The sequence below is a fragment of the Aquaspirillum soli genome (genome assembly GCF_054781915.1).
On sequence record NZ_BAAGTM010000018.1, the window covers coordinates 15,357 to 38,535 of the forward strand.

27 protein-coding genes and 1 riboswitch are annotated in these 23,179 nt (G+C 50.8%); of the genes, 14 read left to right on the forward strand and 13 right to left on the reverse strand.

Going from position 1 to position 23,179, the window contains the following annotated elements:
• The first annotated feature begins 25 nt into the window (after window positions 1-25).
• Entirely contained in the window at window positions 26-2,014 is a 1,989-nt protein-coding gene (locus ACYVJG_RS11595) for a methyl-accepting chemotaxis protein (protein ID WP_460431192.1), read from the forward strand.
• Window positions 2,015-2,062: 48 nt separating this feature from the next.
• Here the strand turns inward: ACYVJG_RS11595 and speB are convergent, their stop codons facing one another.
• The 4 genes from speB to ACYVJG_RS11615 all read right to left on the reverse strand — a co-directional run bounded on the left by speB (window position 2,063) and on the right by ACYVJG_RS11615 (window position 4,928).
• A complete protein-coding gene (speB, locus tag ACYVJG_RS11600) occupies window positions 2,063-3,025 on the reverse strand; it encodes an agmatinase (RefSeq protein WP_460431193.1) in 963 nt (320 codons plus the stop codon).
• Window positions 3,026-3,067: 42 nt separating this feature from the next.
• Window positions 3,068-3,445 carry an oxidoreductase gene (locus tag ACYVJG_RS11605; protein WP_460431194.1) on the reverse strand — a complete coding sequence of 126 codons (378 nt, stop codon included), beginning with the start codon at window positions 3,443-3,445 and terminating at the stop codon, window positions 3,068-3,070.
• 68 nt (window positions 3,446-3,513) lie between these two features.
• Window positions 3,514-4,275 (reverse strand): class I SAM-dependent methyltransferase, encoded by a 762-nt coding sequence (locus tag ACYVJG_RS11610; RefSeq protein ID WP_460431195.1) that lies wholly within the window; start codon window positions 4,273-4,275, stop codon window positions 3,514-3,516.
• Window positions 4,276-4,457: 182 nt separating this feature from the next.
• Window positions 4,458-4,928, reverse strand: a complete 471-nt coding sequence (locus ACYVJG_RS11615; RefSeq protein ID WP_460431196.1) for a Spy/CpxP family protein refolding chaperone — start codon at window positions 4,926-4,928, stop codon at window positions 4,458-4,460.
• A 194-nt stretch (window positions 4,929-5,122) separates the two neighbouring features.
• On the opposite strand from ACYVJG_RS11615, the gene cydP reads away from it, so the two are divergent.
• Genes cydP through ACYVJG_RS11640 form a run of 5 tightly spaced genes read left to right on the forward strand, consistent with a single transcriptional unit; the run spans window position 5,123 to window position 8,450 of the window.
• Window positions 5,123-5,311 (forward strand): cytochrome oxidase putative small subunit CydP, encoded by a 189-nt coding sequence (cydP, locus tag ACYVJG_RS11620; protein ID WP_460431197.1) that lies wholly within the window; start codon window positions 5,123-5,125, stop codon window positions 5,309-5,311.
• The gene (locus ACYVJG_RS11625; RefSeq protein ID WP_460431198.1) at window positions 5,304-6,857 is read left to right on the forward strand and encodes a cytochrome ubiquinol oxidase subunit I; all 1,554 of its coding nucleotides are present in this window, start codon (window positions 5,304-5,306) and stop codon (window positions 6,855-6,857) included. Before cydP ends, ACYVJG_RS11625 begins: the two co-directional genes overlap by 8 nt.
• Before the next feature lie 15 nt (window positions 6,858-6,872).
• The gene (cydB, locus tag ACYVJG_RS11630) at window positions 6,873-8,021 is read left to right on the forward strand and encodes a cytochrome d ubiquinol oxidase subunit II (RefSeq protein ID WP_460431199.1); all 1,149 of its coding nucleotides are present in this window, start codon (window positions 6,873-6,875) and stop codon (window positions 8,019-8,021) included.
• Between the two features lie 17 nt (window positions 8,022-8,038).
• Window positions 8,039-8,170: a cytochrome bd-I oxidase subunit CydX gene (gene cydX / locus ACYVJG_RS11635; RefSeq protein WP_460431200.1), complete on the forward strand. Its 132-nt coding sequence runs from the start codon at window positions 8,039-8,041 to the stop codon at window positions 8,168-8,170.
• Window positions 8,163-8,450 carry a cyd operon YbgE family protein gene (locus ACYVJG_RS11640; RefSeq protein WP_460431201.1) on the forward strand — a complete coding sequence of 96 codons (288 nt, stop codon included), beginning with the start codon at window positions 8,163-8,165 and terminating at the stop codon, window positions 8,448-8,450. The genes cydX and ACYVJG_RS11640 overlap by 8 nt, the downstream gene beginning before the upstream one ends.
• Before the next feature lie 60 nt (window positions 8,451-8,510).
• Here the strand turns inward: ACYVJG_RS11640 and thiC are convergent, their stop codons facing one another.
• Window positions 8,511-10,421 carry a phosphomethylpyrimidine synthase ThiC gene (gene thiC, locus ACYVJG_RS11645; RefSeq protein ID WP_460431202.1) on the reverse strand — a complete coding sequence of 637 codons (1,911 nt, stop codon included), beginning with the start codon at window positions 10,419-10,421 and terminating at the stop codon, window positions 8,511-8,513.
• A 67-nt stretch (window positions 10,422-10,488) separates the two neighbouring features.
• Window positions 10,489-10,591: riboswitch (TPP riboswitch) on the reverse strand.
• Window positions 10,592-10,789: 198 nt separating this feature from the next.
• Here thiC and hmpA point away from each other — a divergent pair.
• Together hmpA and ACYVJG_RS11655 are read left to right on the forward strand one after the other, a co-directional pair.
• Entirely contained in the window at window positions 10,790-11,995 is a 1,206-nt protein-coding gene (hmpA, locus tag ACYVJG_RS11650) for an NO-inducible flavohemoprotein (protein ID WP_460431203.1), read from the forward strand.
• Between the two features lie 59 nt (window positions 11,996-12,054).
• Complete coding sequence (locus tag ACYVJG_RS11655) at window positions 12,055-12,516, forward strand: RrF2 family transcriptional regulator (RefSeq protein WP_022653815.1); 462 nt, start codon at window positions 12,055-12,057, stop codon at window positions 12,514-12,516.
• Window positions 12,517-12,525: 9 nt separating this feature from the next.
• Here the strand turns inward: ACYVJG_RS11655 and ACYVJG_RS11660 are convergent, their stop codons facing one another.
• Both ACYVJG_RS11660 and ACYVJG_RS11665 read right to left on the reverse strand, forming a co-directional pair.
• Window positions 12,526-13,023 (reverse strand): GNAT family N-acetyltransferase, encoded by a 498-nt coding sequence (locus ACYVJG_RS11660; RefSeq protein WP_460431204.1) that lies wholly within the window; start codon window positions 13,021-13,023, stop codon window positions 12,526-12,528.
• The gene (locus ACYVJG_RS11665; protein ID WP_022653813.1) at window positions 13,020-13,304 is read right to left on the reverse strand and encodes a type II toxin-antitoxin system TacA family antitoxin; all 285 of its coding nucleotides are present in this window, start codon (window positions 13,302-13,304) and stop codon (window positions 13,020-13,022) included. The genes ACYVJG_RS11660 and ACYVJG_RS11665 overlap by 4 nt, the downstream gene beginning before the upstream one ends.
• Before the next feature lie 165 nt (window positions 13,305-13,469).
• Between ACYVJG_RS11665 and ACYVJG_RS11670 the strand changes: the two genes are divergently transcribed.
• From ACYVJG_RS11670 to ung, 3 genes are all read left to right on the forward strand, one after another.
• The gene (locus ACYVJG_RS11670) at window positions 13,470-14,123 is read left to right on the forward strand and encodes a protein-L-isoaspartate O-methyltransferase family protein (RefSeq protein WP_460431205.1); all 654 of its coding nucleotides are present in this window, start codon (window positions 13,470-13,472) and stop codon (window positions 14,121-14,123) included.
• Window positions 14,123-14,446: a rhodanese-like domain-containing protein gene (locus ACYVJG_RS11675; RefSeq protein WP_460431206.1), complete on the forward strand. Its 324-nt coding sequence runs from the start codon at window positions 14,123-14,125 to the stop codon at window positions 14,444-14,446. Before ACYVJG_RS11670 ends, ACYVJG_RS11675 begins: the two co-directional genes overlap by 1 nt.
• 67 nt (window positions 14,447-14,513) lie before the next feature.
• Window positions 14,514-15,209: a uracil-DNA glycosylase gene (gene ung, locus ACYVJG_RS11680; protein WP_460431207.1), complete on the forward strand. Its 696-nt coding sequence runs from the start codon at window positions 14,514-14,516 to the stop codon at window positions 15,207-15,209.
• Here ung and ACYVJG_RS11685 read toward each other — a convergent pair.
• From ACYVJG_RS11685 to ACYVJG_RS11705, 5 genes are all read right to left on the reverse strand, one after another.
• Window positions 15,206-15,961, reverse strand: coding sequence for a proteasome-type protease (locus ACYVJG_RS11685; RefSeq protein WP_022653809.1), 756 nt, complete (start codon window positions 15,959-15,961; stop codon window positions 15,206-15,208). The genes ung and ACYVJG_RS11685 overlap by 4 nt on opposite strands.
• Window positions 15,962-15,991: 30 nt before the next feature.
• Window positions 15,992-16,786, reverse strand: a complete 795-nt coding sequence (locus tag ACYVJG_RS11690) for a transglutaminase family protein (protein WP_460431208.1) — start codon at window positions 16,784-16,786, stop codon at window positions 15,992-15,994.
• Complete coding sequence (locus tag ACYVJG_RS11695) at window positions 16,786-17,712, reverse strand: alpha-E domain-containing protein (RefSeq protein WP_022653807.1); 927 nt, start codon at window positions 17,710-17,712, stop codon at window positions 16,786-16,788. The genes ACYVJG_RS11690 and ACYVJG_RS11695 overlap by 1 nt, the downstream gene beginning before the upstream one ends.
• A gap of 3 nt (window positions 17,713-17,715) precedes the next feature.
• Window positions 17,716-19,146 carry a circularly permuted type 2 ATP-grasp protein gene (locus tag ACYVJG_RS11700; RefSeq protein ID WP_022653806.1) on the reverse strand — a complete coding sequence of 477 codons (1,431 nt, stop codon included), beginning with the start codon at window positions 19,144-19,146 and terminating at the stop codon, window positions 17,716-17,718.
• 174 nt (window positions 19,147-19,320) lie between these two features.
• Window positions 19,321-19,833 (reverse strand): methylated-DNA--[protein]-cysteine S-methyltransferase, encoded by a 513-nt coding sequence (locus tag ACYVJG_RS11705; RefSeq protein WP_460431209.1) that lies wholly within the window; start codon window positions 19,831-19,833, stop codon window positions 19,321-19,323.
• A gap of 654 nt (window positions 19,834-20,487) precedes the next feature.
• On the opposite strand from ACYVJG_RS11705, the gene ACYVJG_RS11710 reads away from it, so the two are divergent.
• The 3 genes from ACYVJG_RS11710 to ACYVJG_RS11720 are packed head-to-tail and all read left to right on the forward strand — an operon-like array spanning window position 20,488 to window position 22,811.
• Complete coding sequence (locus ACYVJG_RS11710; protein WP_460431210.1) at window positions 20,488-20,769, forward strand: PepSY domain-containing protein; 282 nt, start codon at window positions 20,488-20,490, stop codon at window positions 20,767-20,769.
• A gap of 13 nt (window positions 20,770-20,782) precedes the next feature.
• Complete coding sequence (locus ACYVJG_RS11715) at window positions 20,783-21,457, forward strand: response regulator (RefSeq protein ID WP_460431211.1); 675 nt, start codon at window positions 20,783-20,785, stop codon at window positions 21,455-21,457.
• Window positions 21,441-22,811: an ATP-binding protein gene (locus tag ACYVJG_RS11720; protein WP_460431212.1), complete on the forward strand. Its 1,371-nt coding sequence runs from the start codon at window positions 21,441-21,443 to the stop codon at window positions 22,809-22,811. Before ACYVJG_RS11715 ends, ACYVJG_RS11720 begins: the two co-directional genes overlap by 17 nt.
• Here the strand turns inward: ACYVJG_RS11720 and ACYVJG_RS11725 are convergent.
• Window positions 22,808-22,954 (reverse strand): hypothetical protein, encoded by a 147-nt coding sequence (locus tag ACYVJG_RS11725; protein WP_460431213.1) that lies wholly within the window; start codon window positions 22,952-22,954, stop codon window positions 22,808-22,810. The two genes, ACYVJG_RS11720 and ACYVJG_RS11725, sit on opposite strands and share 4 nt — an antisense overlap.
• Window positions 22,955-23,179: the final 225 nt, after the last annotated feature.

Here is a 23,179-nt window from a genome sequence, read left to right on the forward strand (position 1 = left end):
CCCACTTTCCACGAGGGGAATTACTTTGAAAACAACTGCTTGGTTATCGCGTTGCTCGGTTTTTACCAAACTCGCTTTATTAGTTGGCCCACCGATTATTGGTCTAACTTTATTAACTGGCCATAGTACATGGCAACGTTATCAAGAGTGGCAAGTCAGTGTCAGTGCGGCGATGGAAGTCGAAACCGTACGCGCTGCCAGTCAGCTGGTCCACACATTGCAAGCCGAGCGTGGTTTAAGCAATGGCTATTTGAATGGCAAGGCGGAAACCTTGCCTGAACCGTTGCGCCAAGCACGTGCTGCAACCGATCAGGCAATTGCAGCTTTTTCCGCTGTGGCAAAACATCCGGCAGCACAACAAGAAGCGCAAGCGGTAAGTGCTTTGTTGGCGCGGCGCGGTGAAATTGAACAACGCCGTCGCCCTGCGCCCGAAGTCTTCACCGATTACTCAAACCGGATCGATGGTTTATTTACCCTGTTGGCGAATCTAGGCAACCAAGTGGGCGATTTAACCTTCTATCACAGCACGGTCAGCTTATTGGCGTTATCCTGTGAAAAAGAATTTGCTGGTCGTGAGCGTGGGTTTATCAATGGCGTATTGGCTGCGGGCAGTTTTACCACCCCAGCGTTAATCCAAGCCAGTGGCTTTGTGGCACGGCAAACGCAATGTGCTGCTGATTTTGCTCGTTATGCCGATCAAGACATCATGGTGGCTGCTAAGACGCTACAAGACAGCCCAGTCAATACGCAGTTTCTACAGCTACGCAGCCAAGTGTTTGCCATCGGCCCTAGTGAACCACAACAACTGGCTCCGCCACAGTGGTTTGGTGCGGCTTCGGCTCGTATCGATGCCATGAAAGCGTTGGAAGGGGAGCTATTAGACCAACTGGCACAACAGCTATTGAGCAAATCAGAGCGTATTGAACGCCAGATGTTGTTGAACGGCCTTGGCAGCCTCACCGCCTTGGCCTTATTGCTGTGGTTGAGCTGGGGCATTATGCACAATCTCCGCAGTCGCCTCCGCCGCTTGGAACAACTGATGCGAACCATGAGCCAAACTCTTGATCTTGCGCCACGGGTGGATGTACGCGGCAAAGATGAAATTGCGTTGATGGGACAAGCCTTTGATGTACTGGTGGATAACTTTGGTCGGACGTTATTTGAAGTGAAACAAAGTGCACACCAACTTGCTACCGCTGCTGGGGATATGGAGCATTTATCCGAGCGTGCTGCTCACAGTGCATCGGTGCAAAGCGATGCCTCAAGTAGCCTAGCGGCGGCGGTCGAAGAAATGACTGCTGGTATTCGTTCGGTGCGAGAAAATGTCCATGAAACGCGCTTAGTGTCTGAGAAAATGCAATCGCATACCCAAGCTGGAGAGGGAGAAATTCAACAGTTGGCCGCCGCCTTGGCCAGCACGGCGGTGGCAGTGGAAACTGCGGCTAAACGGATTGAAGCCTTGGAAGGTCGCTCGCAGGCGATCAGTCAGATTGTGGTGGCGATTCATGATATTGCGGATCAAACCAATTTATTGGCTTTGAATGCGGCGATTGAAGCTGCACGGGCGGGTGAGCAGGGACGTGGTTTTGCTGTGGTGGCGGATGAAGTGCGTAAATTAGCCGAGCGAGTGAGCAAAGAAACGGTGCAGATTTCCACTCTGATTGATGCTATTCGCGGTGATACACAGCAAGCGGTGACGGAAATGAGTGATGTACGGCAACGACTCAACGAAGGCACGGCGTTAATGGGCAACTCGACGTCGTTGTTACAAGAAATTCGTGACCAAGCCACCGATACTGTCGAGCGCAGTGTGAGCAATGCTGCTGCAATGGATCAGCAAACTCAGGCCAGTTCGGATGTAGCACAAAACGTCAATCAAATTGCTGGTTTGGCTGGTGAAAGCGCCCAGATTGTAAAAGAAACGGCGCTGGTCGCTGATACGCTTAACCAAACGGCACAACAGCTAGCACAGTTGATCGACCGCTTTACACACACTTCGTCGCGACATCATTAACGCTTGTTGCCCCGTTTCCAGTATGGCGACGGGGCAAGCTTGAATCTGTTAACGGCCTGCCAATTTTTGATTACGTAGCAAGCACAGTAAATCACAGGCAATGTGCGCTGCGGCAATGGCGGTAATCTCGCTTTGGTCAAACGGTGGCGAGACTTCGACCACATCCATGCCAATTAGATTAACTTGGCCAAGTTGTCGCACAATACCCAACGCTTGGGCACTCGATAAGCCACCGGGGACGGGGGTGCCGGTGCCGGGGGCAAAAGCGGGGTCGAGACAGTCAATATCAAAGGTGAGATAAGTGGGGTGATCGCCGACAATTTTTTGAATGCGGCGTACTGTTTCGGCTACCCCAATCTCATGCACCGTTGGCGCATCAAGGCGCGGGATGCCCATAAAATCATCATTCCATGTCCGCAGTCCCACCTGTACCGAACGTTCAGGGTCGATTAGCCCTTCTTTGACTGCTTTGTAAAACATGGTGCCGTGGTTAAGCGAGTCGGGGTTGTCATCGGCCCACGTATCACAATGGGCATCGAAGTGAATCAGGCTCAGCGGTTTTCCATAGCGTTCACAATGTGCCACCAACAGCGGGTAGGTGATGTAATGATCACCACCGAGGGTTAGCATTTTGGCACCACTGGCGAGGATCTCGCGGGCGTGTTGAATAATGCTGTCTTTGATGGTCAGTGGATTGTGTGCATCAAACCAACAATCACCATAATCAATGACCGCTAAATCTTCAAACGGATCAAAGCCCCAAGGAAAGGGTTTCAATTCGGCAAGTTGGACGCTGGCAGCTCGGACCGCTGCTGGGCCAAGACGGGCACCCGAGCGAAAAGTTGTGGCGAGGTCGAGCGGGATACCGCTGACTGCAACATCGACACCGTTGAGGTCGCGGCTGTAGTTGCGCCGCATAAAAGACAAAACACCTGCGTAGGTGTTTTCAATAGAGGATCCGTATAACGAGGGGCGACGGATAGCCCCGTCCCCGTACAAGGTTTGGCTCATGGCTGTTCCTCGGTGAAAAAGAACAGCCAGTGTGCCAGAAAATCAGATGTATTCCAGATCGTCGTGTTTTGGGCTGACCAATTTGCCGCAGGAAAGCGACATTAAAAACAGCGCAATCCGTTCGTGCATAATCAAGGTGTGGTTATTTTGCGTTTCAATCATGTGATAGCGCAGGCTTTCCCGCACCATAGAGGCGCCGGTGACATCAATCAAAATATCTACCTCTTCGCCCAATGCCGCCAATTCCATAAAATCTTGCGTGACAAAGACGCCATGTTCTTTTGCCAATGTAATCCCTGGCTGGTTGAGATCGAGGTCAGCCACGCCCAACACGTCGACAAAATCACATGACAGCATTTGTTTTAACAATGGGGTGCCGGTTTCCCCCGCCCCGATCATGGCAATACGAAATGCGGACATCAATCACTCCAAAGACAAAAGAAAAAACTGACCGTAACATAAAACTTTTGTCATGAAATTGATAGCTGTCAAGGTTTGCTGTCCGGATTTGGCAGTCGTCCCACGCGTAAGGTTAACGGCCAGCGTAAAGTGCGGCTGCTGGCATTGCCCCATGCCTGTTCGAGTGCGGGTTCGATGACCAGCAGTGGGTCGCTGTGATGGGTTTCTTGATAGCGGCGGCTGGCCGACCACGTTGATAGATAGCCCCGTAAGCCGGCTAAAGTCCATTCAGCGGTCAGGGTAAATGGCATCGCGGGGTAATCAATAAATGGCCATTGTAGTTGGCGATAACCACTTTCCACCCACTGCCGTTGGGGTGGCCAATAACGGCCTACGACCTCGTGATAATAGTGTTGTAACACCTGATTTAATTCACCATCAGCCTCAATGTTTTGATAACACCATACAGCAATTAGGCCGTTGGGCTTGAGGACACGTTTGGCTTCAGTAAAAAAACCTTCCATATCAAACCAATGTAGCGCTTGTGCCACGGTGATTAAATCAACCGATTGATCAGCCAGCGCGGAGGCTTCGGCATGTTCGCACACATACTCGACATTATTGCGGGCGGTGGCATGGGCAAGCTGGGCGCTGCTGGCATCGGTCGCGACGACGCGCACAAAACGTTCAGCTAGCGCAATCGCGGCTTGTCCGTTACCGGTGGCAACATCCCACGCTAACTGGCGGCTTGGCGCAAGGGCCGCGAGCCAATCGAATAAAGCGGGGGGGTAGTGAGGCCGGTAGCGGGCATAATCGGAAGCTAGCGGGGAAAACTCGTCGCAAAATGACATAAAACACCATGAGCGCCAAAATAAACATGGGTATGTCATACAAAGATTTTGTCATCAGGTCAAGAAATTTGTGCGTTGAAGTCTATTTTTCTCAAAAAAAATCAAAAAAACAAAAAAAGCCGGCACTCTAGTAAAAGAGAGCCGGCCATCAAAACACACTCCGTGTCTTGCTTAAAGCAAAATCAATGCCGTTTTTGGTGATGGTGCATCATCGGGTGTTGTTGGTCGAAGATGGCTTTTTGTTCGGTGCTTAATGTGTCATAGAAGTGACGGGTTTCCGCGCTGGCCTTTTCCATGTGCGCTACATGATCGCGGGCATGTTCTAACATGCGTTCCATTTTTTCCGGTACGGTTTTTGGCTGTTCTGCATTACGCCATGCTTTGATTTTTTCTTGTTTGGCTTTGCTGTGTTCCAACATAAAGTCAGCGTAGCGTTTCCAATCGGCTTCTTGTTTGTTGCTCAATTTCAATGCGGTTTTCAATTTATCCAACCGAGCTTGTACGGCCTCGGGTTGCATCATTTTGTGCATTTTCTCACTGTGCATCCCTCCTGCCATTGGGCCATGTTCCATTGGCGCCGCGATGCTATAGGCGGCGGGTAGGCTCAGGCCCAAGGCCAAGGCGGATGTCAGTAAGAATTGTTTGGTCTGCATGATTAAGGTCCTCCTGTTTTGTCGTGAAGATAAATTTATAGACGAGGCCAAGCGATAAAAGTTCATTGCAGTGCGACATTTTGTCACTTCACAAATAAACATAATATCTGCCACGATATGTCAGTCTAAATGGTCATACCTTATGACCTAAAACGAAAAAATCTTGATTTATCAATGCGTATAGGACAGCTGTTATGGCAAAACCGCGCAGCTTACTGCAAGAAATCATGTGGGTTGTGGTGATCAAATTGGTGGCACTGTCCATCATTTGGTGGTGTTTCATCCGCGATGTGAAGGTCGAAGTCGCGACCACCGACACCGCACAGCATCTTCTTGCTTCTCCTTCTTCCTCGGCTCAGCAACGGAGCACCCACCATGACTGAAGAATTAGTCAATCTCTCGCGGCTGCAATTTGCCGTGACTGCGATGTATCACTTTTTGTTTGTCCCGCTGACTTTGGGTATGACATGGCTGTTGGTCATTATGGAGTCGGTGTATGTCATGACAGGTAAGGTAATTTACAAAGACATGACTCGCTTTTGGGGTAAGTTATTTGGAATTAACTTTGCCTTGGGGGTAACAACTGGTATCACGTTGGAATTTCAATTTGGTACAAATTGGGCGTACTACTCGCATTATGTCGGCGATATTTTCGGTGCGCCCTTGGCAATTGAAGGTTTGATGGCGTTTTTTCTCGAATCCACCTTCATCGGCCTGTTTTTCTTTGGCTGGGATCGTCTTTCGAAACAGCAACATCTGTTGGTCACGCTATTGATGGCGGTAGGTACTAATCTTTCTGCGCTGTGGATTTTGATTGCTAACGGCTGGATGCAAAACCCCGTTGGGGCTGAGTTTAGCTATGAAACCATGCGAATGGAGATGGTGGATTTTGCTGCAGTGTTGTTTAACCCTGATGCACAAGCCAAGTTTGTCCACACCGTCAGTGCGGGCTATGTCACGGGGGCGATGTTTGTTCTATCGATTTCAAGCTGGTATTTGCTGAAAAAACGTGATGTGGAGTTTGCTAAAAACAGTTTCCGCATTGCAGCAGCCTTTGGCTTTGCTTCGGTGTGCTCGGTGATTGTGTTGGGTGATGAATCGGGTTATGTGGTCGGCGAAGCGCAACAAACCAAATTGGCGGCGATGGAGGCGATGTGGGAAACCGAACCAGCGCCGGCATCGTTTAACTTGATTGCGATACCCAATGAAGCAGAGATGAAAAATGACTTTGCTATTCATATCCCGTGGTTGATGGGATTGATTGGGACACGTTCGTTGGATCAGCAAATTCCCGGGATTAAAGACATTGTTGCGCATAACCGAGAGCGAATCGTTTCGGGTATCTCTGCTGTGAAAGCATTAGAACAACTGCGCCAAGATCAAAGCAATGTGGCGGCGAAAGCCGTGTTTGAAAAACATAAAGCAGATTTGGGCTTTGGTTTGTTGCTGCGTAAATACACCGCAGATGTGAGTGCTGCTACGCCCGATATGATTGATCAAGCTGCGCGTTCAACGATTCCAAAAGTGGCACCGATGTTCTGGAGTTTCCGTGTCATGGTGGCCTTGGGTTTTGCCATGCTGCTGCTATTTGGTTTGGCCTTGTGGTACTCCATCAAAGGCAATTTTGCGGAAAAAACCGGCTTTTTGCGGACGGCAGTATGGTGTTTGCCGATGCCGTGGATTGCATGTGAAGTGGGTTGGTTTGTGGCGGAGTATGGTCGCCAACCGTGGACGATTTATGGTGTTTTACCGACACATCTTTCCGTGTCTACGCTGTCTCCAGCATCGTTGTATGGCTCCTTAGCAGGGTTTATTGCCTTCTATACCGTGCTCCTGATCGTGGAGATGTACTTGATGATTCGGTTTGCTAAGCAAGGCCCCGGCAGTTTAGGCACTGGGCGTTATCTCAATGAAGCAATTGCCCATTAACCACGGAGCGACAATATGGACATGGTTTTGGATTACCCAACCTTAAAAGTCATTTGGTGGCTGTTGGTGGGCGTGTTATTGGTTGGCTTTGCCATCATGGATGGCCACGACATGGGGGTGGGGACTTTGCTGCCCTTTGTGGGCAAGAATGATGTTGAGCGGCGGGTGGTGATTAACACCGTTGGTCCACACTGGGACGGGAATCAGGTGTGGTTTATCACCGCAGGCGGGGCAATTTTTGCTGCATGGCCTTTGGTCTATGCCACTGCCTTCTCTGGATTTTATTGGGCAATGTTGGCGGTATTGTGGGCATTGTTCTTCCGTCCTGTTGGGTTTGACTATCGTTCGAAAATTCACCATCCGACATGGCGTAAGGTGTGGGATTGGGGCCTGTTTATCGGTGGTTTTGTCCCCCCATTGATCTTTGGCGTGGCATTCGGGAATCTGTTGCAAGGGGTGCCTTTTCATTTTGACGATAACTTAGTGCCCTACTACACCGGCTCGTTCTGGGGATTACTGAATCCTTTTGCGTTGTTATGTGGTGTCGTGAGCTCTGCCATGGTGACGTTTCACGGCGGGGTGTATTTGATGCACCGGACAGAGGATGAGGTATATCAACGCAGCCGGCGTTGGGTCAATGTGACAGGTTTGTTGACTGTGGTGGCGTTTTCTCTGGCTGGGCTGTGGCTCGCGTGGGGGATTGATGGCTTTGTGATCAGTTCGGTGGTAAATCCTGCTGCACAACCCGATCCCTTGGCGAAAACTGTGGTGAAACAAGCCGGTGCATGGTTGGCTAACTATCAACAGTGGCCGTTGGCGATGGCATTGCCTGCGCTGGCCTACATTGGCTTTTTGGCCGCGTTGTGGTTAGCGAATCGAGGTCGGACATTGGCTGCTTTTGTAGCGTCTTCTCTTGCTATGACCGGCGTGATTGGTACGGCAGGCATCTCGATGTTCCCCTTTGTGATGCCCTCTTCCACCGATTTGCGTTCAAGTTTAACCGTGTGGGATAGCGTTTCGAGTCATAAAACCTTGGGAATTATGTTGGTAGCAGTGGTTATTTTTATGCCAATTATTATTGCTTATACCCGCTGGGCGTATGGCGTGATGAGTGGCAAGGTGACTGCAGCCTATATCCGTGAAAATGAACACTCGGCTTACTAATCAGAGGGGGAGATAAGATGTGGTATTTTGCGTGGATGTTGGGAATTGGTTTTGCTGTGCTACTGGCTATCCTCAATGCACTGTGGGGGGGTAATGAAGCGGCTCGCCAGCCTGTCGTCGATACCAGAGCGAAGTCGGATCATGTCTGATAGTGCTAGCTCTGTTCGCACTCGCACCCACTGGCCGCTGTTGTTATTGGCCCTGACTATTTTGGTGGTGACCACGGTGTGGCCGCACAGTTTATCGAATGAGGCAGGACAGGCCGATCATTTATTGGCGATGTTGGTCTTTTGGGCGATGTGTGCGAGCTTTATCCGTGGAGTGGGGTTTATTCCCCATCATCGTCTGTGGCGTGTGCTGTTTTCAATCCCTGCGGTAGGTGTTGCCCTGTTGGCGGCCATCGTGAGGGGTGGCGGTGTGTTGAATTAAACCATGCAAAGACCGTGTGATTGGTATGGAGCGCACTGTCGTGCGCTCCAGACAACTCAGTTAGGCTTTGCTATACAGAGCTTCTCCACTTTTTACAAACTCAATTGACTTGACTTCCATGCCTTTTTGCAAGGCTTCTTGCTCTGATAAACCTTGTTTTTCCGCGAAATCACGTACATCTTGCGTGATTTTCATTGAGCAGAAATGGGGGCCGCACATTGAGCAGAAGTGTGCAACTTTTGCACTGTCTTTAGGCAATGTCTCGTCATGGAATTCCCGTGCGCGATCTGGGTCTAGGCCAAGATTAAATTGATCTTCCCAGCGGAACTCAAAACGCGCTTTTGACAACGCATTATCACGAATCTGGGCTCCGGGGTGGCCTTTGGCTAAATCGGCTGCATGGGCGGCAATTTTGTACGCAATAATGCCCTCGCGGACATCCTGTTTATTTGGCAAGCCAAGATGCTCTTTCGGTGTGACGTAACACAACATGGCACAGCCATACCAACCAATTTGTGCCGCGCCAATAGCCGAGGTGATATGGTCGTAACCGGGTGCAATGTCAGTGGTTAATGGGCCCAAGGTATAGAACGGTGCCTCATCACACCATTCCAGCTGCAAGTCCATATTTTCTTTAATCAGCTGCATCGGGACATGCCCCGGGCCTTCGATCATCACTTGTACATCATGCTTCCACGCAATCTGTGTCAGTTCGCCTAAGGTCTTTAATTCACCTAACTGTGCTTCATCATTGGCATCCCATACTGAACCAGGGCGCAAACCATCACCTAAGCTAAACGATACATCATAGGCCTTCATGATCTCGCAGATGTCTTCAAAATGCGTATACAGGAAGTTTTCTTGATGATGTGCCAAGCACCATTTCGCCATGATCGATCCACCACGGCTGACAATCCCTGTCATGCGATTCGCGGTCATGGGCACATAGCGCAACAACACGCCGGCATGGATAGTGAAATAATCGACCCCTTGCTCAGCCTGTTCAATCAACGTGTCTTTGAAGATGTCCCATGTTAAATCTTCTGCCTTACCGCCGACTTTTTCTAATGCCTGATAGATTGGCACTGTCCCAATTGGCACTGGGCTATTGCGGATAATCCATTCGCGGGTTTCATGGATATTCTTGCCGGTAGAGAGATCCATAATGGTGTCAGCACCCCAGCGGATACCCCACAGCATTTTTTCCACTTCTTCTGAAATGGAAGAAGTCACCGCTGAATTGCCAAGGTTGCCATTGATTTTGGTCAGGAAATTACGGCCAATAATCATCGGTTCCAGCTCTGGGTGATTGATATTGGCAGGAATAATCGCCCGTCCGCGCGCCACTTCCGACCGCACAAACTCAGGTGTGATTTCTTCTAACAAAGTCGCACCAAAGCTATGACCTGGGTGTTGGCGTGTCATCATCGCTGCCATTTTTTCACCCTTGGGCCCACCCGCTTTCAACGCAGCTAAATACTCACTGCGGCGTTGATTCTCGCGAATGGCAATATATTCCATCTCAGGGGTAATCACACCCTGTCGCGCATAGTGCATCTGTGTCACATTGCGACCGGCTTTGGCTCGTAGCGGTTTGCGTGTTAATTCAAAACGCAGTGCATCAAGAGCAGGATCATTTGCGCGTTTCTGACCATATTCTGAGGTTGGTCCCGCTAGCTGTTCGGTGTCTTGGCGCTCCGCAATCCAGTTGGCCCGTACAGGCGCTAACCCTTTGGTGACATCGACTTGTATCGCTGGATCGGTGTAAGGGCCGCTGGTGTCATAGACATAAATCGGCGGATTTTTTTCAGCACCAAATTGGCTGGGTGTATCGAACTGGGTGATTTCACGCATCGGCACTTGGATGTCAGGCCGGCTGCCGGTGACATAAATTTTGCGTGAATTGGGGAAAGGTTGAATCGACATTTCTTCAGCTGCGGCTGAAGGTGGGGTGGTATGGGGGGCATTCATGGTGGTGTTCTCCTTGCTGAACAAAGCAGGGCACAAGGAGCGGAAGCCAGAACGGCCGCCTATCGGCCACAGTGGGTTTCCGCTTCCCTACGCCGGTATCAACCGGATCAGGTTCAAAGGGTATGTCTCATCTCTATTCATCACTGAACAGAGAACCCCTAGCGGGAAGCGAGAGTCACTTTTTGATTTACGTCAACTCTCGTGCTAAGTCGCAGCAAGTTAAGATAATCGCTCAATAATTGCAAGCAAAGGCTTGCCGAACCAAGCATTTCTCCCTAGACTGCAGCCCAACCCGTCAGCTTTCTCTCTCGCTGTCGGCTTTTTTTGGTATCAAAAGATGTATTTTTAATCTATCTTTAAGAGGCAATATGGATCAGCAAACCGTCCACCAGTTGGTGAAAGCCACGATTCCCGTGCTGCGTGAACATGGCGTGGCGCTCACCACCCATTTTTACCAGCGGATGTTCCACCACAACCCAGAGCTGCTACAGATTTTTAACCGCAGCCACAATGCGACAGGTAAACAACCGATGGCCTTGGCTGGTTCGGTGTTGGCCTATGCAGAAAATATTGATGATCCTTCGGTATTGGCACCGGTGGTCAATTTAATTGCACACAAACATGCCAGTTTGGGGATTCGTGCCGAACATTACCCGATTGTCGGCAAGCATCTGTTAGCGTCGATACAAGAGGTGTTAGGCGATGCCGCTAGCCCCGAGTTAATTGAAGCATGGGCTATTGCCTATCAAAAATTGGCGGATATTTTTATCCAAGCCGAAAGCCAACTCTATTACGATGCCACCAATCAAGAAGGAGGCTGGTCAGGATGGCGGCCATTCAAAATCAGCCGTAAAGTGATTGAAAGCGCAGAGATCACCTCGTTTTATTTGGTGCCCAGCGATGGAGGCGCTTTGCCACGTTATCGCGCTGGTCAATACACCACCGTTCGCGTTTTTGTACCTGCTTGGAATGTGGTGCAGCCACGCCAATACACTTTATCCGATGCGCCAAATGGTGAATATTTCCGTATTTCGGTCAAACGTGAAGCTGGCAATAACGACACTCCCGCTGGCCAAGTTTCCAATCGGTTACATGAGGCCTTTCATGAAGGTGACATGATCGATTTAGCACCGCCTTTCGGTGATTTCTTCCTCGATGAAGACAGCACGGCACCGCTCTTGTTAATCAGTGGAGGTGTGGGTATCACACCGATGATGGCTATCTTAAACCGCCTGTTAGCCCTAAACAGCACACGGCCAGTGCATTTTATCCATGCTTGCCGCAATGCTGATGTGTTCGCTTTTGGTAAGTCGTTACAACAGCTGGCCGCGACGCACACCCATCTACAGTTACATCTTTTCCACGATCAAGCGCCGGTTGGCAGTACATCAGCTCAAATCGCCCCACTGCAATTATCCGACTTAGCCCCCGTTTTGCCCTTGGCAGAGGCCGAATGTTATCTATGTGGGCCTGTTGGCTTTATGCAAACCCATATTGCGGCGTTACAACAATTGGGTGTGAGCAAACAGCGTATCCATGCCGAACTATTTAGCACGGGTGGCATTGACATCTAATTGCCAGCCAGAGCCAGAACAGGCATGCTGTCTGGCTCTTGTTGTTTGGATGAGACGTTATGCACATCACCCACTTTACTGATCTTGGGCTGCGCGTTTTGATGTATCTGGCGATTGGTCAACGCAACGAACCTGTCACCATCAGTGAAATTGCTGAACAGTTTCATGTGTCGCGTAATCATCTTGTTAAAGTCGTACATCGGCTTGGTCAATTGCAGTGGGTTGCCACCACCCGTGGTAAAGGCGGTGGGTTAGCATTAGCTGCCCCACCACATCACTATCGGCTTGGGACAATTATTCGTACCTTGGAAGAGTGTGATTCTTTAGTCGATTGCCAACAACCGCCCTGTGTTTTGTTCAGTGGCTGCACTTTGAAGCAGGTGTTAGACGAGGCGTTGCATCTGTTTTATCAACAGCTCGACCGCTATACCTTAGCCGATGTGATGAAAAACCAAACGGCAACGACCATCAGTGAATTACAACGTGGCACAGTGGTGCATTGGCTGCAGGCTGTTGGCTAACTTGTTGGCTTAAACCGAGCGGGCTGTCGCCAGTGGCAAAAATAGAGTTAATGGCAAATCGGGCAGCGCAATAAAGCCGTGATGCTGGTAAAAAGTGGCTGCACGCTCATCTTTCGCATCCACCATCAGCGCAAATGCTGCAATCTCAGCACGAGCAGTACGTTCAAGCGCATCAGCTAGCATGGCGCTGCCAAGACCTTGACCTTTGAATGCTTGATCGACCGCTAGGCGTCCCATTCGAACCGCTGGCACCGTGGGATAACGTGGCAATTTTTTGCCTGTGCTGATTGGGAGATCAGCCAATAATAAACTTGCTGATGCCAAGGTGTAGTAGGCAGCGATACGTTGTTCGTCTGTTACCGCTACAAAACAGGCTGCCACGCGGCGACGAATGTCTTGAGTAACTCGCTCTCTCAAGTAATGATCTAACGGTGGCGACTCGCTACAGAATGTCCTACGGTCGTGTGATGCATCTAGCGGTTTGACTAGAAACGGGGCTTTGTTCATGTGTTGCGCAGAAGTTGGTTGCGACGAACAAAAGCGCGTTCTAAAGCGGCATTAGGTTTGGCTGGCGATAACATGGCTTGTGCAAAACATTCTTGATCTGCCAACGATAAGCGAACGACCTCTGCTTGTTCAATCGTCCGTTGAGCAGCTTCTTGAACAACAGACACAACAAAATCAGTCATGGTTCGGCCTTGTAACTCCGCTGCACGTTTCAGCATCGCGTGTAGATCGGTGCTAATTCGTGCTTCGAGACGGGCAGTAGATACACGGGGTGTAGGCATTTTTGTCCTCCTTGGTAAATAATACGGCTATTGGCCGTACAATTCAATGCCGTATAAACATTCTCTAAAACGCTAACCAGTTTGCTAATGCTGTGAAAGCAGGGTAATTGTGGGATAATCGCCGCCCATCGGCATTGTCATACACACTTGAAGCAGGGTGGTTACATGGACTTCGAAAAAGCACGTTTTAATATGGTCGAACAGCAAATCCGCCCGTGGGAGGTTTTGGATCAGCGCGTTCTGGATTTGATGTTACAAATTAAGCGCGAAGATTTTGTGCCAGCAGAGCAAAGAGCGCTTGCCTTTGTTGATATGGAATTGCCCCTCGCCAATGGCGCTGTGATGCTGGCACCAAAAGTGGAAGCACGGATTGCCCAAGAACTGAACTTACGCCCAGAAGACCGTATTTTAGAAATCGGTACGGGAAACGGCTATTTAACAGCTTTATTGGCCAGCCTCGGTCAACATGTTTATAGCGTTGATATCGACGACAACATGATTGAGTCGGCACGCACCAAGCTGGCACATGCTGGTATTCGCAATATCAGTCTCAAAGTCGCTGATGGGATGCAGGGTCTGCCCGACCAAGCCCCTTTTGATGTAATTGTTTTAGGTGGGTCGGTACCTGTGTTACCAGAAGTCCTCAAACAACAACTGACTGTCGGTGGCCGTTTGTTCGCCATTATTGGCGAAGCGCCTTTGATGGAAGCAAAGCTGATTGTGCGCGAGAGCGAACAGGGCTGGCGCGAGACAGTCGTATTTGAAACCTGTACCGGTGCTTTACAAGCCGCACCACAATCTGAAAAGTTCACTTTCTAATGCGTGAAATCTCAGTTGCCGAACTGGCAGAATGGCTTGAAGACACACAACGCACACAGCCCTATTTATTGGATGTGCGCGAAGAATGGGAATTTCAAACCTGTCATCTGGCGAAAAGTATCTTAATCCCGATGGCGACGATTCCCAACCGTCTTAACGACATTCCCGATGAAGTGCCGTTGGTGGTGATTTGCCACCACGGTGTACGCAGCTATCAAGTGGCTGCCTTCTTGGCCCATGCTGGGTTTGAGAATGTGGCAAGCTTGGCGGGTGGGGTTGCCGCATGGGCGGATATTGTTGACCCATCGATGGCAAAATACTAAGCCACTCGTTTTATCTTATTACAACGGCAACAGCCACACTGTTGCCGTTTTTTATTGTGGTCAGACTATGTTGAATTTTCTTGCTTCGAGTTGGAACACCGTTCCCCCTGCTTGGCAACAGGCACTGCAAACCGTACATCCGACCTTGCAGCAGATTGACGCCGCGTTGTTACAGCGCCAACAAGCTGGGGAAACCATCTACCCGCCTGCGCCTACAATTTTTCGCGCTCTCAGCAGCCTCCCCAGCCCTGCCGCCACCAAAGTGGTGATTTTGGGACAAGACCCGTACCACGGTGCAGGTGAGGCCAATGGCCTTGCCTTTTCTGTCAATGCCGGTATCAAACTGCCCCCATCCTTACGCAATATCTATCGCGAGTTACAGAGTGATCTCGACCTACTTGCCCCAAACAGCGGTGAGTTAAGCGGATGGGCAGCACAGGGGGTATTGTTATTGAATAGCGTATTGACGGTTGCAGCTGACCAAGCCGGCAGTCATGGCAAATTGGGTTGGCACAGCATCAGCGATGCGATCATTGCCAGCGTTAACCAACACAGTCCAGCCTGTATCTTTATCTTGTGGGGAAAATGGGCGCAAAACAAAGCGGGGCAGATTGCACCCCGCCATGCCATCTTGACCGCTGCGCATCCCTCGCCCCTGTCGGCCTATCGTGGCTTTTTTGGCAGCCGCCCGTTTTCACAAGCCAATCAATGGCTCACTTCTCACGGACAAACGGCTATCGATTGGGCAAGAACAACGGTTTAATGACCCGGTTTCTCGTCGCGCTCGGTTCCGATGCCACTGGTTGGCGCCGGTGGCAAGCGCGCAAAAACACGGCGCAACCCTTGCCCCCAAGCACGGCGTAGGCTTTGGAAATAGACATCCCGTTCATCAATTCGCCGTGGTGCGGCAGGGTGGAGATCACCTTCGTGCAGGGTGAATAAATCAATCGGCAAACCGACTGACAGATTCGAACGAATGGTAGAGTCGAAAGAAATCAGCACACATTTCACCGCATCTTCTAACGGTGTTGCTGTATCTAACACCCGATCTAAAATCGGTTTGCCGTATTTTGATTCGCCAATTTGGAAATAGGGGGTGTCTTCTGTGGCCTCGATAAAGTTGCCCTGTGGATAGACATGGAATAAGCGCGCGCGCTCACCTGCAATCTGACCACCCACTAAAAAATGGGCGCCATAATCTACCCCACTGCCGCCAACGCTATCGCGGGCAATGACCTCCCGCAAAATCTGCCCCACTTGCACCGCTGCATCGTATAGCGACGGCACATTGAGTAGATGGGGTGCGTCATGTTGGCAGCGACTACGCAACATACTGATGACCGACTGTGTTGTCGCTAAGTTACCCGAATTTAACAACACAATTTGCCGTTCACCGGCTTGGGCAAAGCGGTGCATTTTACGAAATGTCGCCACATGATCGACCCCTGCATTGGTGCGGGAATCAGAGGCAAATACCAAACCTTCGTTTAAACGTAGGGCAACACAATAAGTCATGTAATGTGATCTCTTAGGTTCAACAGCGGGTTATTCTTCAATCACACGAATCTCGGCGCGGGCATGTAGTTCTTCACCACCGCCACCATGCCGGACGCCGCGCACCGGACACGCATCTAAATAGTCTAGCCCCACTGCCAAGGTTAAATGATGACCATCTGGCGTCATGGCATTGCTGATATCAAAGCCATGCCATGCTTCAGCAAACCACGCTTCTGCCCACGCATGACTCGCGACATGCCCTTCATCATCGGTGACCAGATAGCCACTGACATAGCGGGCAGGAATCCCCAACTGGCGGCAGCAAGCAATAAAAACATGACTATGATCTTGGCACACCCCTGCCCCTTGAGCAAAAGCCATTGCCGCCGGTGTATCAGAAAAGGTCTCCCCTTTACGGTATGGCATGGCATCCAGAATGGCGGCGGCCAGTTGTTGCAAACCGGAGGTCGGATCGGTGGCGATGGCAGCAGCAAAGGGTTGTGCAAATTGTCGCAATGCCTGATCGCATTCGGTCAGGGGGGTGGCCCGCAAAAAGACCAACGGCGACAGCAAACCCGCACTTTGTTGCCACGGCTGATCGGTGGTTTCTACTACGCCGCTGGCAATCAGATGAATCTCGTCATGGGGATGATCCAAGGTCAGCACATGGAAAATATTGCCAAACGCATCCACGCCACTGCTGGCTTTTCCGGGGAGGTTTAACTCCCATTCGACAATGCGTTGATGATCGGTGCTGGGAGGGGTCAGACGCAGATATTGTGTGCTGTGATGGGCATGTACATCATAGCGATAGACTGTTTCGTGTCGAATTTCTAACTTCATTATGCTGCCTCCAGATAAGCGCGGTGGATGGCTTCGCCTAAACCATGCACATCCGCCAAGAAACGCGACAGATAGGCGTGTAACCCCTGTTCGAGGATGTCATCGAGGCTGCCATATTCCAACCCAGCCACTAATTTGGCTGCCAGTCGTTTTGCTGGGCGTCCGGTTTCCCCTTGGATGTGGTCCAAAATCGAGCGAATTTCCACCGCACACGCACACAAACTGCGCGGCACGTCGGGCTGTAGAACAAGCAACTCGATGACCCGCCGCGCACTGATGCTGTCGCGGTAAATGGCGCGATAGGCTTCAAAGGCGGATAAGGTGTGTAATAAGGCGCTCCAAGCGTAGTAATCCGGCGCGCTATCTTCGATAGCAGGTGACATCAAATGGCTTTTGACATCTAACAGGCGGGCGGTGTTATCGGCCCGTTCAACGAAAGTGCCAAGGCGGATAAAGTAATACGCATCATTGCGGAGCAAAGTGCCATAGGTTGCGCCACGGAATAGGTGAGAGCGTTCCTTCACCCAGTCGAAGAAATCAGAATAGGCATGGCGACGAGAGGCACGGTCGCGGGCTTCGAGCCAAGTCGCGTTGACGGCTTCCCACATTTCAGCACTGATGGTGCCGCGCACAGCATGAGCGTTATCACGCGCATTTTTCAAACAGCCAAGAATACTGGCCGGATTGCTGCTGTCGAACACCATAAAATTCAGCATGTTTTCTGGTGTGAGCTGTGGATAACGCTGATGGAAACTGTCTAATGTGCCCGTGAGTAACATCGGCACTGCCAGTTCGACTTTGTCACCGCGTGCCTGTGGCATCAATGCTAGGCGATAGCTGACATCTAATAAACGAGCGAGGTTTTCTGCCCGTTCTAATGAGCGCGACATCCAAAATAGCTGGTCGGCGGTTCGCGATAGCATCATGATTTAACCCTCCATTACCCAAGTGTCTTTGGTGCCGCCCCCTTGCGAGGAATTCACCACCAACGAGCCGGCTTTCAGTGCCACGCGGGTTAATCCTCCCGCGACCATTCTCACTTCTTGGCCGGTGGACAAAACAAATGGCCGCAAATCGATGTGGCGTGGCGCAATGCCCGACTCAACAAATGTGGGGCAGCTCGACAAGGCGAGGGTCGGTTGGGCAATGTAGTTGCTTGGATTGGCTTGCACACGGGCGCGGAAGGCCTCGATTTCAGCTTGTGTTGCCGCTGGCCCAACTAACATGCCATACCCACCGGCACCATGGACTTCTTTGACTACCAATTCGCCAAGGTTGGCCAAAACATGGCTTAAGTCTTGTGGTTTGCGACATTGCCATGTTGGGACATTTTGTAAGATCGGTTCTTCGTCGAGATAGAAGCGAATCATGTCCGGTACATAAGGATAAATCGACTTATCATCCGCAACCCCAGTACCGATAGCATTGGCCAAAACGATATTGCCCTTGCGATAGACTGACAATAAACCGGGTACACCGAGCATCGAATCGGGGTGGAATGCCAGCGGGTCGAGGAAGGCATCATCAATCCGGCGATAAATTACATCGACTGCCACGGGCCCGACGGTAGTACGCATAAAGACGTGGTCGTCTTTGACAAACAGATCGCGTCCCTCGACCAATTCCACGCCCATTTGTTGGGCGAGGAAGGCATGTTCAAAGTAGGCGCTGTTATAGGGGCCGGGGGTGAGCACCACCACGGTGGGGTTATCTTTGGGGGTGGCGCGGCGTAAGGTGTCCAGCAGTAAAGTAGGATAATGCTCAACCGGCGCTACGGCATGACGGGTAAACAATTCGGGGAATAACCGCATCATCATCTTGCGGTTTTCCAGCATATACGACACCCCCGATGGTACGCGCAGGTTGTCTTCCAAGACGTAATATTGGCCATCGGCATGGCGAATCACGTCAACGCCGGTGATATGGGCATACACTCGATGCGGTAAATCAAGTCCCTGCATTGCAGGTTGGTATTGGCTGTTGGTAAAGACTTGTTCGGCTGGGATTAAACCAGCGCGGACAATGGCATGGTCGTGATAGATGTCGTGTAAGAAGGCATTGAGCGCTGTCACACGCTGTTTCATGCCGGCTTCTAACATCTGCCATTCTGTCGCGGGGACAATGCGTGGGATGGTGTCGAAGGGAATTAAACGCTCGGCCCCCGATTCATCACCACTCACCGCAAAGGTGATACCCACACGGTGAAACAATAGATCAGCAGCACGGCGTTTTTCTGCCAGTTGGGCAGGGGTTTGTGAATGTAGCCATTCAGCAAACTGTTGATAATGCGGGCGAACGGCACCGCTGGCGAGCAGCATCTCGTCGTGGTGGCGCGCATCCGGTAGGGTCAGGGCATGCATATTGGCTCTCCAAGGCTGTCTTTGCTGTACTCGCAAAGATCATGCCAACGGTTTCGCCCCGTTTTTCAGCACTTTAGTGCCAGCAGTGCATGGTTTCTGCCCCAATACCGCGCCCAACCACGCACTGATTATGCACATGGTGTGCAATGTGGTGCATGATGTCGAATAGACAGGTTAAAGTTGGTTGTGTGGTTGAGCGTTTTTCTCTCGCATTAACAGCGCCTGTTTACGCTCGATGCCCCAACGGTAGCCCGATAAGCTGCCATCTTGACGAATGACACGATGGCAGGGGATGGCGAGGGCCAGTTTATTGGCGGCACACGCACCAGCAACTGCGCGCACGGCTTTGGGTGTATCAATACGTTGGGCGATTTCGGTATAACTTGCTGTTTCCCCGACAGGAATCTCACACAAGGCTTGCCACACACGTTGTTGAAATGCAGTGCCTTGAATATCAAGCGGTAAATCGAGCCCGATAGTCGGGGTTGCAACAAAACGAATCACCTCCGCTAACCAGTTTTCGCAGGCTTCATCTCCTGCAACCAGCATGGCTTTTGGAAAATAATGTTGTAGTTCGTTGATAAGTTGCGCTCGATCTTCCCCTAGCACAATGGCACAAACCCCCTGTTGGCTAGCTGCCACGGCAACCATCCCCAAATCCGACTCGCCTACAGCAAAATGAATCATCATTCCCCCCATGATTAAACGGTATGTAACCCTATGTGTGGAAAGCCTCGAGTTCAGTCCGAGGTCAACAACGAAAAAGTTTAGAGCAGAAACTTAATTAAGGTATTTGTTGCTCTTCGATATATTGCCCCAGAAGATCAACCGACGAAAAGGTTGGGCACCGCTTTGTGCCCAACACCCAAAAATGGCAAAACACTGCCATACGTAATACGAACAGCTTCGCCCTGAATTGAGTGTGGCGGTCTTTTTGTGGTGTGTTGTCGGTCTTCCGTTGCAGTCGTTTGGTAGGCACAAGTCCCGTGCCTACTCTACCTGACTCTCGCTTGAGGCAAGTAAGTCCGCTTTAAGTTTGAATGTCTATTCTGTTTTTCACTCAAATACAAACTCGCTAAAACCTCAGTCAATTAAGGAGGTTTGTGCCCTGCTTTTCTTGCCTTAAGTCAATCCTTTACACTAAGCAGACAGATTGCGGCATGGTACACGGCTGGCAACCGTAACGGCCCTATCCGTCGAAAGTCTGTCCGGCAACGGCAACACTGTCTCTGGAAAGGTGCCAGAATGCGTCGGGAAAGTCATGTCTGTGAGTGAAGTAGCGATATAGGAACAGGAAAAGAATGGTGTGCCGCTTAGCGCACTTTTTTGAAAGCAGAAGAGATGGTTAAGTTATGGTGGTATCTCCCTGTATGCAGCATGATCGCTGCTACAGCGATCGCAGCACCACGGGTCTGTACCGATAAACCGCCATCGCTGTGGCTGCCAGAGGAACAGCTGGTGTCTCGCTTAAAAAAGCAAGGTTATAAATTGCGCGAATTTGAGTACGAACGCCACTGCATTGAAATCAAGGGGTGGGATAAGAACGGACAGCGAGTGTGGTTGGCGGTCGATCCAACAGATGGCCGAGTTGTGACACAGAAAATAGAACATCCCCACGAGTGAAAGGGCAAGGAAAATGCGAGTGCTATTAGTTGAAGACGATGCCTTACTCGGCGATGGCGTAGAAATGGGCCTGCGGCAAATTGGTTTTAATGTAGATTGGATGAAAGATGGCGTTAGTGCCCGCGCCGCGCTCTCTGCTGCACCTTATGATGCAGTGGTGCTCGATCTTGGGTTACCTCGTTTATCTGGCCTCGAGGTTCTAAGCGGTTGGCGTCAAATGGGCTATACCGTGCCAGTGTTAATCCTGACCGCACGAGATGGTATCGAAGACCGCATCCAAGGTTTGAATGCCGGTGCGGATGACTACTTGGTCAAGCCCTTCGCTTTAGGTGAATTGGTGGCGCGCTTACGTGCCCTGATCCGCCGCTCGCATGGCCGCGCTAATCCGGTCTTGGAGCATGGCGATGTGATTTTAGATCCACAAGCGCATACCGTCACACGGAATGGCACTGATATTGACCTGACTGCCCGTGAGTTTCAATTATTAGAACTTTTTATGGAAAATCGGGGACGGGTGTTGCCGCGTGCCTTGTTAGAAGAAAAGCTATACGGCTGGACACAAGAACTCGATAGCAACGCACTCGAAGTTCACATTCATCATCTACGAAAAAAACTCGGCAGCGGTTTTATTCGTACCTTGCGTGGCGTGGGTTATCAATTAGGTGAGGTTGATGCGACATCCCACTGATGTTGTCAGCGCTTCGTTACAACGCCGGCTGTTGGCGGCCTTGTTGATTGCGCTTCCCTTGGTTTGGATTGCTTCGGCTGCTTTTAATCTTTACGCCGCCCATGATCGCGTCAATGAGCTGTTTGACACCGAACAGGCCTTTTTTGCGCAGATGCTAGCTTCGGTCAACTTGGAAGCACAAAACAGTGGTTTAGGGATTCGCCCCACCTCGCCCCGTCGTTTGCGTGAGCTGTTTGAAGACAGTGAAAACGATATTGATGACGATATTATTTTCCAACTGCGTGATGCCTCGGGCCGTCTGGTGTTATCAGATGTGAACTATACCGACTTGCCATTCCGTTTTGATGCCATCGGTTTTATGGATGAGCGTGTTGACGGCAAAATGTGGCGATTGTTTTACTTTCATGACGAGGATAATGGCGCATATGTGATGGTCGGCCAACGCATGAGTTCGCGCACAAAACTGGTTTGGCGGTTGGCGTTGGGACAAATGTTGCCGTGGATTGTGGCCTTGCCAGTGTTGTTCTTGGCGCTGTGGTGGGGCGTGCGGCAAGGGTTGAAACCGCTGAATCAACTCAAACAAGATTTAGCCCACCGCAGCCCCGACAATCTGACACCCATCACCCAAAAAGTCCCTGAGGAAGTACAACCCTTGGTGGATGAACTCAACCATCTTTTTGCTCGATTACATCAGGTATTAAGCAAAGAACGCCGTTTTACGGCTGATGCAGCGCATGAATTGCGTACCCCTCTGGCGGCTTTACGCGTCCAAACCGAAGTAGCCAAACTGAGCGAAGATGAAGTCAGTCGCCAGCGCGCATTAAATAAAATTTTGAGTGGTATTGATCGTGCCACGCGGTTGGTTGAACAGTTACTGACCTTGGCGCGTTTAGATCATTTGGACCAAGTGCCTGATCGGCAGCGAGTAGATGTGATGACGTTGGCGGCCAGCGTGATGTTAGAACTCGGCGAAGGTGCAGCACGGCGCGGCGTCGTGGTTGAGCCGATTGGCGAAGTCCCTGCGCTGTGGATCGAAGGTTCACCCGCCTTTTTATCGATTTTACTGCGTAATCTCATCGACAACGCCATTCGCTATACACCAAACGGTGGGCGGGTGTGGATTGAGTCGAATGAATCGACCTTAACCGTGTGTGATAATGGCCCCGGGGTGGAGGCGGCATGGCTGGAGCGTGTCCGTGAGCGTTTCTCACGGCCCGAAGGGCAGCAAGCAGAAGGGAGTGGTTTGGGTTTGTCGATTGTTGAGCGCGTGGCATTGCTGCATGGTTTAGCACTGCACTTAGCCAATCATCCCCAAGGCGGCTTTCGCGCCACCTTACGCCGACAGTCGAATTAAGTTGAGGGCGGGGTGTCCTCTGGGTCGGTCTTTTTTCCATGACCGATGAACATCACCCAAACATGAAACACCGCACCAGCAAGGGGAATCACGGCCAACAAAATCACAAAAAACCATTCCAATGGCGAAAAAAGTTCAAGCATGTTTTATAAAAACGCAGAATAGATAACAGCTTGATTATGCCCCACATTGCGGTGGTTTTTCATAGAATCTCCGCAAGGAAACCCCTGACTTGAGTCAGGGGAGGAATTGCGGGTGCGCGAAGCGCTCCCTGTGGTATAAACTGTGACGCATGGTCGATGTCGTCACAAAACGTAATTACTTCTATCAAACGGCCTACCATGTGATCTGGTGCCCGAAGTATCGGC

What these genes read in the sequence shown, in the direction of transcription:
- speB (WP_460431193.1), bottom strand. Translation starts at nt 3,025, where the DNA reads ATGAGCCAAACCTTGTACGGGGACGGGGCTATCCGTCGCCCCTCGTTA.
- ACYVJG_RS11605 (WP_460431194.1), bottom strand. Translation starts at nt 3,445, where the DNA reads ATGTCCGCATTTCGTATTGCCATGATCGGGGCGGGGGAAACCGGCACC.
- ACYVJG_RS11610 (WP_460431195.1), bottom strand. Translation starts at nt 4,275, where the DNA reads ATGTCATTTTGCGACGAGTTTTCCCCGCTAGCTTCCGATTATGCCCGC.
- ACYVJG_RS11615 (WP_460431196.1), bottom strand. Translation starts at nt 4,928, where the DNA reads ATGCAGACCAAACAATTCTTACTGACATCCGCCTTGGCCTTGGGCCTG.
- cydP (WP_460431197.1), top strand. Translation starts at nt 5,123, where the DNA reads ATGGCAAAACCGCGCAGCTTACTGCAAGAAATCATGTGGGTTGTGGTG.
- ACYVJG_RS11625 (WP_460431198.1), top strand. Translation starts at nt 5,304, where the DNA reads ATGACTGAAGAATTAGTCAATCTCTCGCGGCTGCAATTTGCCGTGACT.
- cydB (WP_460431199.1), top strand. Translation starts at nt 6,873, where the DNA reads ATGGACATGGTTTTGGATTACCCAACCTTAAAAGTCATTTGGTGGCTG.
- cydX (WP_460431200.1), top strand. Translation starts at nt 8,039, where the DNA reads ATGTGGTATTTTGCGTGGATGTTGGGAATTGGTTTTGCTGTGCTACTG.
- ACYVJG_RS11640 (WP_460431201.1), top strand. Translation starts at nt 8,163, where the DNA reads ATGTCTGATAGTGCTAGCTCTGTTCGCACTCGCACCCACTGGCCGCTG.
- thiC (WP_460431202.1), bottom strand. Translation starts at nt 10,421, where the DNA reads ATGAATGCCCCCCATACCACCCCACCTTCAGCCGCAGCTGAAGAAATG.
- hmpA (WP_460431203.1), top strand. Translation starts at nt 10,790, where the DNA reads ATGGATCAGCAAACCGTCCACCAGTTGGTGAAAGCCACGATTCCCGTG.
- ACYVJG_RS11655 (WP_022653815.1), top strand. Translation starts at nt 12,055, where the DNA reads ATGCACATCACCCACTTTACTGATCTTGGGCTGCGCGTTTTGATGTAT.
- ACYVJG_RS11660 (WP_460431204.1), bottom strand. Translation starts at nt 13,023, where the DNA reads ATGAACAAAGCCCCGTTTCTAGTCAAACCGCTAGATGCATCACACGAC.
- ACYVJG_RS11665 (WP_022653813.1), bottom strand. Translation starts at nt 13,304, where the DNA reads ATGCCTACACCCCGTGTATCTACTGCCCGTCTCGAAGCACGAATTAGC.
- ACYVJG_RS11670 (WP_460431205.1), top strand. Translation starts at nt 13,470, where the DNA reads ATGGACTTCGAAAAAGCACGTTTTAATATGGTCGAACAGCAAATCCGC.
- ACYVJG_RS11675 (WP_460431206.1), top strand. Translation starts at nt 14,123, where the DNA reads ATGCGTGAAATCTCAGTTGCCGAACTGGCAGAATGGCTTGAAGACACA.
- ung (WP_460431207.1), top strand. Translation starts at nt 14,514, where the DNA reads ATGTTGAATTTTCTTGCTTCGAGTTGGAACACCGTTCCCCCTGCTTGG.
- ACYVJG_RS11685 (WP_022653809.1), bottom strand. Translation starts at nt 15,961, where the DNA reads ATGACTTATTGTGTTGCCCTACGTTTAAACGAAGGTTTGGTATTTGCC.
- ACYVJG_RS11690 (WP_460431208.1), bottom strand. Translation starts at nt 16,786, where the DNA reads ATGAAGTTAGAAATTCGACACGAAACAGTCTATCGCTATGATGTACAT.
- ACYVJG_RS11695 (WP_022653807.1), bottom strand. Translation starts at nt 17,712, where the DNA reads ATGATGCTATCGCGAACCGCCGACCAGCTATTTTGGATGTCGCGCTCA.
- ACYVJG_RS11700 (WP_022653806.1), bottom strand. Translation starts at nt 19,146, where the DNA reads ATGCATGCCCTGACCCTACCGGATGCGCGCCACCACGACGAGATGCTG.
- ACYVJG_RS11705 (WP_460431209.1), bottom strand. Translation starts at nt 19,833, where the DNA reads ATGATTCATTTTGCTGTAGGCGAGTCGGATTTGGGGATGGTTGCCGTG.
- ACYVJG_RS11710 (WP_460431210.1), top strand. Translation starts at nt 20,488, where the DNA reads ATGGTTAAGTTATGGTGGTATCTCCCTGTATGCAGCATGATCGCTGCT.
- ACYVJG_RS11715 (WP_460431211.1), top strand. Translation starts at nt 20,783, where the DNA reads ATGCGAGTGCTATTAGTTGAAGACGATGCCTTACTCGGCGATGGCGTA.
- ACYVJG_RS11720 (WP_460431212.1), top strand. Translation starts at nt 21,441, where the DNA reads ATGCGACATCCCACTGATGTTGTCAGCGCTTCGTTACAACGCCGGCTG.
- ACYVJG_RS11725 (WP_460431213.1), bottom strand. Translation starts at nt 22,954, where the DNA reads ATGCTTGAACTTTTTTCGCCATTGGAATGGTTTTTTGTGATTTTGTTG.